Origin of the sequence: Kitasatospora sp. NPDC056327 (assembly GCF_042261735.1) — a bacterium.
Lineage (GTDB): Bacteria > Actinomycetota > Actinomycetes > Streptomycetales > Streptomycetaceae > Kitasatospora.
This window is the reverse complement of record NZ_JBHJRC010000365.1, coordinates 1-7552: the sequence shown is the minus strand read 5'-3', so window position 1 is coordinate 7552 and position 7552 is coordinate 1. Positions and strand designations below refer to the sequence as shown.

5 protein-coding genes and 1 pseudogene are annotated in these 7552 nt (G+C 73.5%); 4 read left to right on the top strand and 2 right to left on the bottom strand.

Going from position 1 to position 7552, the window contains the following annotated elements:
• Positions 1-233 precede the first annotated feature (233 nt).
• Positions 234-1313 (bottom strand): annotated as a pseudogene (locus tag ACFCX4_RS32825) (LLM class flavin-dependent oxidoreductase); the annotation flags it as partial.
• Positions 1314-1440: 127 nt separating this feature from the next.
• Between ACFCX4_RS32825 and ACFCX4_RS32820 the strand changes: the two are divergent.
• From ACFCX4_RS32820 to ACFCX4_RS32810, 3 genes are all read left to right on the top strand, one after another.
• Positions 1441-2046 (top strand): CGNR zinc finger domain-containing protein, encoded by a 606-nt coding sequence (locus ACFCX4_RS32820; RefSeq protein WP_376150521.1) that lies wholly within the window; start codon positions 1441-1443, stop codon positions 2044-2046.
• A gap of 132 nt (positions 2047-2178) precedes the next feature.
• Positions 2179-2448, top strand: coding sequence for a hypothetical protein (locus ACFCX4_RS32815; protein ID WP_376150519.1), 270 nt, complete (start codon positions 2179-2181; stop codon positions 2446-2448).
• Between the two features lie 582 nt (positions 2449-3030).
• The gene (locus ACFCX4_RS32810) at positions 3031-3972 is read left to right on the top strand and encodes a glutathione S-transferase C-terminal domain-containing protein (RefSeq protein WP_376150517.1); all 942 of its coding nucleotides are present in this window, start codon (positions 3031-3033) and stop codon (positions 3970-3972) included.
• 128 nt (positions 3973-4100) lie between these two features.
• Here ACFCX4_RS32810 and ACFCX4_RS32805 read toward each other — a convergent pair whose 3' ends face one another.
• On the bottom strand, positions 4101-5645 hold the full coding sequence (locus ACFCX4_RS32805) for a TolB family protein (protein ID WP_376150515.1): 1545 nt from the start codon (positions 5643-5645) through the stop codon (positions 4101-4103).
• 270 nt (positions 5646-5915) lie between these two features.
• On the opposite strand from ACFCX4_RS32805, the gene ACFCX4_RS32800 reads away from it, so the two are divergent.
• A complete protein-coding gene (locus ACFCX4_RS32800) occupies positions 5916-7124 on the top strand; it encodes a hypothetical protein (RefSeq protein ID WP_376150513.1) in 1209 nt (402 codons plus the stop codon).
• Positions 7125-7552 lie beyond the last annotated feature (428 nt).

Genomic DNA, 7552 nt, shown 5'->3' with positions numbered 1-7552 from the left:
CCTTCAAGTAGGGCAGCGGCATGGGGGATCTGCTCGTCTTCGTACTGAGCGGTCTGGTCTCCGGCGCCCTGTACGCACTGCTCGCCACCGGGCTGGTGCTGTCGTACTCGGCGTCCGGACTGTTCAACTTCGCGCACGGGGCCACCGCCTACCTGTGCGCGCTCACCTTCTACGAGTTGCACTCGGGGCTGGGCTGGCCCGCCGTCCCGGCCGCCCTGCTGGTGGTGTGCGTCCTGGCCCCGGGCCGCCGCGCCGGCCGCCGCCGGGTGGACCGGAGGCTCGGCGACACCGGGGGCCCGGCGGGACGCGAACTCCGCACGCAGCACCGGCAGTACCTCCTCGCCCAGCATGTCGAGCTGCTCCAGCACCGTCTTCAGCGGCAGCCCGGCGTGGTCCATGATGAACATCTGCCGCTGGTAGTCGCCGAAGTACTCCCGGAACCGCAGCGTCTTCTCGATCACCTGCCCGGGCGTGCCGACGGTCAGCGGGGTCTCGTCCATGAAGTCCTCCAGCGACGGACCGTGCCCGTAGACCGGAGCGTTGTCGAAGTACGGCCGGAACTCCCGGACGGCCTCCTGCGACCTGCGGTGCATGTAGACCTGGCCGCCGAGCCCGACGACGGCCTGCTCCGGGGTGCCGTGCCCGTACTTGGCGAACTGCTCGCGGTAGAGCCCGATCAGCTGCTGGAAGTGCTGCTTGGGCCAGAGGATGTTGCTGGCGAAGAAGCCGTCGCCGTAGTAGCCGGCCTGCACCGCGATCTCCGGGCTGCGGATCGACGCGTGCCAGACGAACGGGGGCACGCCGTCCAGCGGCCGGGGCGTCGCGGTGAAGCCGCGCAGCGGCGTGCGGAACCGGCCCTCCCAGTCCAGCTCCTCCTCGCGCCAGAGCCGGTGCAGCAGTTCGTAGTTCTCCAGCGCCAGCGGGATGCCCTGGCGGATGTCCTGGCCGAACCACGGGTAGACCGGCGCGGTGTTGCCCCGGCCGAGGGAGAGGTCGACCCGGCCGTCGGCGAGGTGCTGGAGCATCGCGAAGTCCTCGGCGATCTTCACCGGGTCCTGGGTGGTGATCAGGGTGACCGCGGTGGAGAGGATCAGCCGCTCGGTGCGGGCCGCGATGTGGCCGAGCAGGGTGGTGGGGGAGGACGGCACATGGGGCGGATTGTGGTGCTCCCCGGTGGCGAACACGTCGAGGCCCACCTCCTCGGCCTTGAGGGCGATGGCGACCATCGCCTTGATCCGCTCGTGCTCGGTCGGTGTCCGGCCGTTCGTGGGGTCACGGGTGACATCGCCGACGCTGTAGATCCCGAACTGCATGGCGCGCTCCTCGATCGATCGATGGGGAACTGGCAGGGGCGGCACCCGGCCGTCCCCCGGGGAACCACTTAAACCGGTTCCACAAGGAAGGTACCAGTTGAACCGGTTCCCGGAGTAGGCTGCGCGCATGATCCCCGCCTCCACGCCGGACACCCCCCGTTTCCGCGGCGGGGCGGGACGGCTCTGTCTGGACCTCCTGCGCACCCTGCGCCGCCGCGGCACGGCGCACGCCGCCGATGAACTGGACACCCCGGAGGCACTGCGCGCCTGGGTCGCCCAGTTCGGCCCCTATCCGGACGGTGCCGCCGTCCCCGCCCCGTCCGACGCGGTGCTGCGCCGGGCCCGGGACGTGCGGGAGGCCGTCCACGCCCTGCTGGCGGCGGCGCGCGACGCCGGAGGCCCGGCCGCCTGCCCGCCCGCCGTCCGCGAGGTGCTCAACCGGGCCGCGGCCGCGCGGACCCCCGTGCCGGCGCTGGACGGGGCCGGGACGGTCGCGTACGGGGCCGCCGACCCGGTCGGCGCCGTCCTCTCCGAGGTCGCCCGCGACGCCCTCGACCTGGCGGCCTCACCCGCGCTCGGGCGGGTCCGCCCCTGCGCCGACCCGGACTGCGCCGCCTGGTTCCTGGACACCTCCCGCCCGGGCAGCCGCCGCTGGTGCGCCATGGGCACCTGCGGGAACCGCTCCAAGAAGGCCACCTGGCGCGCCGGCCACGGCCCGGGGCCGGCCGCCTGACACGCCCTGACGAGCGGCCGGCTACCCCGGACGGTGGCCCTGCGAATGCGGTGCGTATGCGGATGTGTGTGGATGGTGACAGGCCGCCACTTCCGGCGGTCGATCGTCGCGCGTTTCCGAAAGGCCCTTCCCATGCGTATTGCGCACCGTGTCCTGGCCGCCTCCGCCCTCGCCCTCCCGCTGGTCATCGGCGGGGCGACCATCGCCGCTGCCGACGCCTCCCACGTTCCCACCGCCAACTACGACCACGGCGCCTTCGTCGTCGGCCCCGACGGCAGCGCCCTGCACTTCATCGACGTCAAGTTCGGCCCCGACGGCGCCTCCTACCTGGAGGGCGCGCTCGTGATCGGCCCGGACGGGGTCGCCGGCGCGTTCACCGAGACCGGCATCCACGGCGGCTGACCTCGCCCGACGGGATCCTGATCCCCTCCTGTACTCCGGCTGCCCCGGGAGCACTCCTCCCGGGGCAGCCGCATGCCGTCCGGAGAACGGCGGCCCACCCCTCCCGAAGCGTTGCGCGTTCGCGCACCGGGATGCCCAACAGGCCCTGGTGCCGGGCCGATCCAGCGGTAGTGTGGATCGTCACAGCTGCCGGATCCTCGACGGACGAACGGACGGGCGATGCACGGACGCCGACTGCGGGACGGACGGGTGACCTCCTGGTCCCCGTCGCGGTCGCGCACGGCGGCGTTCCGCCCTCCGGCCCCGCGGGCCGCCGGCGTCGGACGCGGGGCCCGTCTGGTGGCGCGCCGCTGGATCGACGGCGTCGGCTCGCCCACCGGCCTCTGTCGCCCCTGACACCCGGCGTCCGCACACGCCCGCACCCGGCCCGCCGCGGCCCACCGCCCGGCCGGGCCCCACCGCGTCCGCCCACGGGACGGACGACCGCGGTGCCGGGCACGCGTGCTCCCGCCGATCCGGCAGCAGAACCCCCTGCACCGCACCGCAGCGCACCGCTGTGCCATCACCTCCGAGGAGCCCGACGTGAGCGAAACCCTCCAGCAGACCGAGTCCGGGAAGGGCGGGGCGGTCTACGCCGGCCCCGCCGACACCGCCGTCCACGGCGAGTACCGGATCAACCGGGCCCCCGGCGACGAGCGCCCGCTCTACCGCTTCACCGGACGGATCACCGCCGACGGCAGCAGCGGTTTCAAGGCCGAGCCCGGCCGCTACCACGTCTACGCCGGCTGGTTCTGCCCCTGGGCGCAGCGCGTCACCATCCAGCTCGCCCTCAACGGCCTTGAGGACGTCGTCTCGGTGTCGTACGTGGACGGCGAGCGCGACGGCCGCGGCTGGGCGTTCCGCGAGACCCACGGGCCGGACCCGGTCAACGGCTTCACCCTGCTGCGGGAGGCGTACGACCGCACCGAGCCCGGGTTCGACGGGCACGTCTCGGTGCCGACCCTCTGGGACCGGCGGACCGGCCGGGTGGTCAGCAACGACTTCACCCGGATCGGCATCGACCTGGCCACCCAGTTCGGCGAGTGGAGCAACGGCGCCGACACCTACCCGGACGACCTGCGGGCCGAGATCGACGCGCTCGACGCCGAGCTGCACCCGGCCGTCAACCACGGGGTCGGCGCGGCCTCGGGCAGCGACGACGCCGCGCTCGAAGCCCGCGCGGTGCTGCTGGACGCCTTCGACAAGCTGGACACCCGGCTGGCGGACCACCGCTACCTGCTCGGCGAGCGGCTCACCGAGGCCGACGTGCGGCTCTGGGTGACGCTGGTCCGCTACGACGCCAGGTCCAACCACGACCGCGCGATCAACCCGGGCCTGGCCGAGTACCCGCACCTGTGGGCGTACGCCCGCGACCTCTACCGGCTGGAGGCCTTCAGGCGCACCACCGACTTCTCCAGCTTCGCGCTGCCGGGTGCGCAGCTGCCGGACTGGGACGCCCCGGCCGAGCGGCCGCGGGCGGCCTGACCGGCTGCCGGACCAGGAAGGGCCGGTGGCCCGGGGAGTCGCGGCCCCGGCGCGCCGGCCCTTCCTATCGGTTCCGTTCCTTCCGTTGCGGCCGGGCCGGTGCCGCCGGGTGGCCGGCCGCGGGCGGATCAGCGCTCGTTGCCGCCCTGGTCGTCGTCGTCCCCGCGCGGCCCGGTGGGCTTGGCGAAGACCTGGGTGTTCCCGGTCACCGGGACGCTCGTGCCGGCGACCAGGTTGCCGCTGGTCGAGCCGAACACGACGGTGCGGCCCGCGGCGTCCACGAAGGGTTCCCGCGAGTCGCCGTCGCCGAGCGAACCGTCGGGTGCGGTGGAGACCCGCTCGGTGCGGCCGGTGCGCAGGTCCTGGCGGTAGACGTCCCAGCCCGCGTGCTGCGGGCCGGCCACCAGGTTGTCGGCGGCCGACTCGAAGTAGATCCAGCGGTTGTCCGCGGTGACCGAGCCGTGGTCCGAGGAACCGACCGAGGCGGTGCCGGGCAGGCCGCCGCTGACCTTCGTCACGGTGCCCGTCCGCAGGTCGCGGACGTACAGCACGGTGTGGTGGCGGTGGCCGTCGGTCGAGCCGCCCGGCTCGGACAGGGTGTAGACCGCGCGCCGCCCGTCGGGGCTGATCGTCGCGGCGAAGCTCGACTGGCCGAGCGTGCCGTCGAGCCCGACGCTCACGGGGGTGAGCCTCCCGGTCGGCACGTCGTAGGTGTAGTACACGGCGGACGTCGGGCGCGCCAGGGACGCCTGCGCCGGGCCCGTCGGCAGACTGCGGCGCGCGGCCTCGGCGGCGCCCGGGGCCGGATCCACGTCGGCGGAGGCCGCGGCGGCGGACGCGGCGGCCAGGGCGGGGGTCTGCTCCTCCGGCAGCAGCTGGGAGAGCGACGAGAAGCCGATCGTACGGCCGTCCGCGCTGATCGTCGGACGGGTCGACAGGCTCTCGCCCGGCCGCCCGTTCACGTCGCGTGAGATCAGCCGGGTGGTGTGGGTCCGGCGGTCGGTGAGGTAGATGTTGTACTTCCAGGTGTACGGCCTGCTGAGCGACGGTTCGGGCTCCACGACGGTCGGGTCGAGGTCGGTCCGGGAGGACACGAAGGCCACGTAACGGCCGTCGGCGCTGATCGAGGGCGCGTAGGAGGCGTGGAACCGGTCGGTGTCGGTGCCGGTGGGGCTGCCGCTGACCAGCTCGGTGCGCCCCGTCCGGCGGTCGCGGACGTACACCTCGTCGCGGCCCTGCACCCGCGCGCCGGGCACCACGTTCTCGGCGTCGCTGTCGAACGCGACGTAGCGGCCGTCGGCGTTGATCGCGACGTAGTCGGTGAAGCCGTCGAGCGACTCGCCCGAGTCGGAGAGGTTGACGCGCTCGGTGCGGCCGGTGCGCAGGTCCTTCACGTAGGCGTCGCGCCAGCTCTTCCCGGGCTGCTCCACCAGGTTCCTGGCCCAGGAGGTGAACAGGGCGTAGCGGCCGTCGGCGCTGATGCCCTGGCTCGCGGACTGGTCGTCGGGCGCGGCGCCGTTCAGCCCGGTGCTGACCTGGACGGTGCCGCGCGGTGCGCGGGCGGCCTGGGCCGGGACGGTGGTGGTGGCGAGCACGGCGGCCGCGGCCAGCACGCCGGCGCCGCCCGCGAGCAGGCGGTTGCGCGTCCGGGTGCTCGGGTTGGTACGGGTCATCAGGTCTTCCCCTCCGATCGCCCGGCCGGGCTCCCTCCCGGTGGCGGGCTTCCGGCAAGCCAAGCGCCGGGCGGCCCGGTGGTCAACGTCCGGCGGTGATCCCGGCGGAAAATACGTCAACGGACCGATCGTGGGCAGGAGTCGGCCCATCGGGCTGTGCGAGCCGGCCCGCCCGGCCGAGACTGGTGTCCGGCACGGGGGCGGGAGCCGGCGTCCCGTCGGCTCGTCGGTGCCTCCGTGATCTCCACGAGAGAAGGAGCTGCACAGTCCATGAGCAAGCGCACCTCTCGCACCGCCGCCGTGGCCGCCGCCATGGCCACGGTCGCGGCCCTGGCCGTCGGATCGGCAGGGCCCGCGGTCGCGGGCCCCTATCCGGGAGGCGTCACGATCTCCTCGCCGCCCGTCGAGCCGGGCACCTACTCCAGTGAGCTCAAGGCGGCCAACGGAAACGGGGACAGCGTTTCCCTGGTGACCGTCGGGGACGTCGCCCAGGGCGGTCCGGTCCGGACGTACCTGCTGATCTGGACGGTCGGCCGGTCGACGCACAGCCTCGACCTGCTACCGGGTGACACCGGCGCCAGTGCAGCCGGGATCAACAACGCCCTCACGGTGATCGGGACCTCACGTTCCCAGACGTCCGGAGCGCAGCACGCGGTGCGCTGGACCACGTCCGCCACGCCGGTCGAACTCCCGCCGCTGCCCGGTGACTCGACCGCGGCCCCGGCCGCGATCAGCGACACCGGCACCGCGGTGGGGACCTCCTGGGACTCGGCCGCCGGACACGCCGTGGCCTGGCCGCCGAGCGGTGCGGCGGTCGCCCTTCCGCCGCTGCCGGGCGACGCCGGCAGCGCGGCCGTCGCCGTCAACGCCTCCGGTCGGGCGGTCGGCCACTCGTACGCCGCCGGGGCCGGTGGCGCCCCGCGGGCGGTGACCTGGGCGCCCGACGGGACAGTCACCGCGCTCGCCGTCCCGGCGGGCTACGTGAGCAGCAGCGCCACCCGCGTCACCGACACCGGCATCGTGATCGGGACCGGCCGGCCGGGTGGTCCGTCGGCAGCGGAGCACGCGCTCGTCTGGAACGCCGCGGGTGCCGTCGCCGACCTGGGCCCGGGCAGCCTGGCGACGGCCGTGAACAACGGGGGCACGGTGGTCGGCAGCGCCGGCGGACAGGCCGCGCGCTGGGCGATCGACGGCACGCCGCTGCCACTCGCACCGACGGCGTTGGCGAGCGTCGCCACCGCCGTCAACGACCAGGGCGTCGTCGTCGGGTACACCAGCGACCCGCCACCGGCCCGCGCCCAGTACTACGCGCAGCGCTGGAACCCGGACGGGTCCGTCTTCGCGCTCCCGCAGTGGTCGCAGGCCTACCCCCACTCCAGGCCGTCCTTCATCACCAACAGCCGGATCGTCGTGGGTGAGCTCATCCTGCGCGGCAACGCGAACTACGGCAGGCCGTTCGTCCTGCGCTGGGACCTGTAGCCGGCGCGGCCTTGCGCCCGCCTCGGGCGCAAGGCCGTTCGCTCGCTCAACGCCCCATTTTGCCTGTGGCCCCTGCTGGGCGTAGTGTGCTCTAGCCGCTCGACAGGGAGCACCGGACACGCATCGGCGCGGACGGTCCCGGGGCGGCCAATCTTCTGGAAATATCAATGCACCCCGCACGGGGTTTATTTGGTGTGTTCATTTTTGTGGATTGCGGTCGGATTCGCTTTTTGGAGCGGGGTTCGGCTAGAGTTTGAAACGTCGGACGGGGCGTCAAGCCGCAGAAGACACCAGCGAGTTGGATGAGGGAAGCGCCGGAAACGGCACGGAAAGCATCTGATAAGCTGGAGACACGAAAGAACGAAGCGCCCGGAGGGCCGGTGTGAAAGCCGCCTGAAGGAAGCGTCCGTTCCTTGAGAACTCAACAG

Bases quoted from the DNA above. Each gene is read 5' to 3' on its own strand.
- ACFCX4_RS32800 (WP_376150513.1), top strand. From the start codon at position 5,916: ATGAGCAAGCGCACCTCTCGCACCGCCGCCGTGGCCGCCGCCATGGCC.
- ACFCX4_RS32820 (WP_376150521.1), top strand. From the start codon at position 1,441: ATGATCCCCGCCTCCACGCCGGACACCCCCCGTTTCCGCGGCGGGGCG.
- ACFCX4_RS32815 (WP_376150519.1), top strand. From the start codon at position 2,179: ATGCGTATTGCGCACCGTGTCCTGGCCGCCTCCGCCCTCGCCCTCCCG.
- ACFCX4_RS32805 (WP_376150515.1), bottom strand. From the start codon at position 5,645: ATGACCCGTACCAACCCGAGCACCCGGACGCGCAACCGCCTGCTCGCG.